This window comes from Arthrobacter sp. 10T413_2 (assembly GCF_056394205.1).
Window position 1 is genome coordinate 1 of record NZ_JBFTHK010000298.1, and the last position, 2,914, is coordinate 2,914.

The 2,914-nt window shown below is 62.8% G+C and carries 2 protein-coding genes and 1 pseudogene; all 3 read left to right on the top strand.

Features of this window, described 5'->3' with window-relative positions:
- Positions 1–210: pseudogene (locus tag AC1DBQ_RS22730) on the top strand (cytochrome P450); the annotation flags it as partial.
- A gap of 27 nt (positions 211–237) precedes the next feature.
- Positions 238–561 (top strand): 2Fe-2S iron-sulfur cluster-binding protein, encoded by a 324-nt coding sequence (locus AC1DBQ_RS22735; protein ID WP_476930662.1) that lies wholly within the window; start codon positions 238–240, stop codon positions 559–561.
- A 15-nt stretch (positions 562–576) separates the two neighbouring features.
- Positions 577–1,815 (top strand): NAD(P)/FAD-dependent oxidoreductase, encoded by a 1,239-nt coding sequence (locus AC1DBQ_RS22740; protein WP_476930663.1) that lies wholly within the window; start codon positions 577–579, stop codon positions 1,813–1,815.
- The last annotated feature ends 1,099 nt before the right edge of the window (positions 1,816–2,914 follow it).

Consider the following 2,914-nt stretch of genomic DNA (forward strand, 5'->3'; position numbering starts at 1 on the left):
CCCCACCGGCCAAAGCGCCCCCACCTCGCTTTCGGCAGCGGCGTCCACCTCTGCGCCGGGCACTGGGCCGCAAAGACCTCCATCGGTCAGATTGCCGTACCGATGGCCTACAAGCGCTTCCCAGGGCTTCGTGTAGACGAGCGGCGGAATGAGAGCTGGGACGGCTGGGTCTTCCGCKGCCTGACCAGCCTTCCCGTCACCTGGAACTAAGAGCACCCCCGAATACAAGGAGCAACGATGCCCACCGTCACCTACACCCAGCCAAACGGCACCCAGCACACCCTCCAGGTCGAGGAAGGCACAACACTGATGCGCGCCGCCGTCAGCAACGGCATTGACGGCATCATCGGCGAATGCGGAGGGCAGGCCATGTGCGCCACATGCCACGTCTACGTGCGGCCGGAATATGCCGAGGCGTTGCCCGAGATCAGCGACGACGAAGACGAAATGCTCGACTGCACCACCGCGGAGCGGATGGACAGCTCACGGCTGGGCTGCCAGATCAAAATCGACGCAGAACTCACAGGGATTGTCGTCGACATCCCTGCCGGCCAACTCTAGAAGCGGGGCAATGACATGAGCGTTGTCATCATTGGCGGCGGACAGGCCGGCCTACAGGTCGCCGATACATTGCGGACCGAGGGGTACGGGGGCGAGATCCATGTGATCGCCGAGGAATCCGGACTGCCCTATCAGCGCCCGCCGCTGTCCAAGGACTACCTGGCCCCGGGCCAGGAGCCAGCTCCCTTGCCGCTGCGCGGACCTTCCTTTTTCGTGGACAAGAACGTCACACTCCATGAAGGCGCCCAGGCACTCGCCATCGACCGGGCGGAACGGAAGGTCAAGCTCACCAAAGGTTCACTCGATTACGACCACCTCGTTTTCGCGACCGGTGCCCGAAACAGGATGCTGAGCTGCCCGGGCGCATCCCTGTCCGGCATCCATGGACTGAAAACCCTGACAGATGCAGAAGCGCTGCACACGGCGCTGCCCACCGCCCGCAATATCGTCATCATCGGTGCCGGATTCATCGGACTGGAATTCGCCGCCGCCGCCCTGGCCCACGGATGCGGCGTGACCGTACTGGAATTCGCGCCTCGCCCGATGGGACGTGCACTGACCCCCGTCATGGGTGAGTGGTTCGCAGCCGCCCAACGTTCACAAGGCGTCGACCTGCGCCTCGGCGAAGGCATTGACCGCTTCGAGCCCGGCGCGGATGGCCGCGTCGGAGCCGCAGTGTCCACCACAGGGGCTTCCTATCCTGCTGATCTGGTCCTCGTGGGCATCGGCGTTCAGCCCAACGACACCCTGGCCTCGGACGCCGGCCTCGAAACCAGCAACGGCATCGTTGTCGATGAAACGCTGCGCACAGCGGACCCTGCCGTTCTGGCGATCGGCGACTGCGCCAGTTTCCCCAGCGCACACGCCCAGGTCCGTCTGCGTGTGGAGTCGGTCCAGAATGCCACCGATCAGGCCCGTCATGCCGCCCGCACGGTCCTAGGGGMTAACCACCCGTACACGGAGCTGCCTTGGTTCTGGTCCACACAGGGCCCATACCGGCTGCAGATGGCTGGGCTCGCACGACCCGATGACGACACGCTGGTCCTGGGTGATCAGGCGGCAGCTAAGTTCTCCGTCCTCTGCTTCAGGAACGGCGTCCTCACGGCTGTGGAATCGGTCAACGCGCCCGCGGACCATATGGCCGCCCGCAAACTACTCGCCGCCGGCACGGGCATCACCCGCGACCAGGCAGAAACCKAGGGGTTCACCCTGAAGGCTGTCGCAAGCACCCCGTTAGTCCMAGTAGTCGCCTGACAGGGATTACCTGTCTCCGCCCCCGACAAATCCCCGTGATCATGGTGATCATCCCGATTTCAAGGGAGACGAATTTTGTCAGCACAAAGAAGAGCCGTATCCCTGCGTGCCGGGATACGGTGTGCAGGCTAAGGGCGTTGGAAGCGATGAAATTGGGGTGTGTACATTGTGCACATTTTGGGCTTCGCATCGGGGCGTATGTGGGTTGGATCGGGCCGGATTCCGCATGTTTCCGCGAGAGCCCAGTGTTTGCAAKGGCAGGAATACAGTTCGAGTCCCACCTCGGGCACGTGTTTTCCCTGTTCAGGGGCTTGTGAGCCGCTGAATGTGTACAAATCTCCTTTTATGGGCCCCTGMGGGGCCCATTTTTGTTGGTGGCCGTTGCGGTCTGGCGGCTCCTTCTCTTGGCTTAGACAGCGGTGTTGCTGTGTACTCCTTCATGGCCGGGAGCGCCTGGAACTGCATGACGTGCTGTGACTTGGGATCAATTCCTCATGTTCATCCCTGTCGCCAACCGGAACTCCTGGGAAACGCTCGGGCGAACCGATCGGGTTTAGGGACCGGGGTGCCGCCGGCCCGGACAGCGGCCGGCGTTTGGTTCTGTCCCGGCCGTTCCCATTTCTTCCGCTCACTCCGTGGTCACCATTGGTCAAGCCCTCGAGGACGTCCAGACCCGTAAGCGCCTTGCGCTGCGTTGCYGCGTCTTGTTCGTTGGGGTCGCAGCCAACGATCTGCGGGGGCGGGTGCAACTGTCGCGATTGTCCAACCCCAGAGCGGGTCAGTTTTGCGGTCGGKATATTCGCGAATCCAGGATTCCAGTCTCTGTATCGGATTTCTCGCAGCGCCAGTGCGGGCAGATGGTGTCGCGGTGGAGGACCGGCTTGCGAGCATCAGGAGTGACCCTAAGCGCTGCGAGAACGCCGCCACTTCTTGCTGCGATTCCCACATACTGTGCCCGTTACATTTATTGGGTTCYCGACCGTCGGGGACATGGTCGCTGGACCCGGTATGACTTTCCTGCCCTGTCACTGATGATCCGGGGGGTGTTGTCGCCGGGTCCGGAGGCACTTGTTGACCGCTGATAGGGACAAGGCCGGAC

Bases quoted from the DNA above. Each gene is read 5' to 3' on its own strand.
- AC1DBQ_RS22735 (WP_476930662.1), top strand. From the start codon at position 238: ATGCCCACCGTCACCTACACCCAGCCAAACGGCACCCAGCACACCCTC.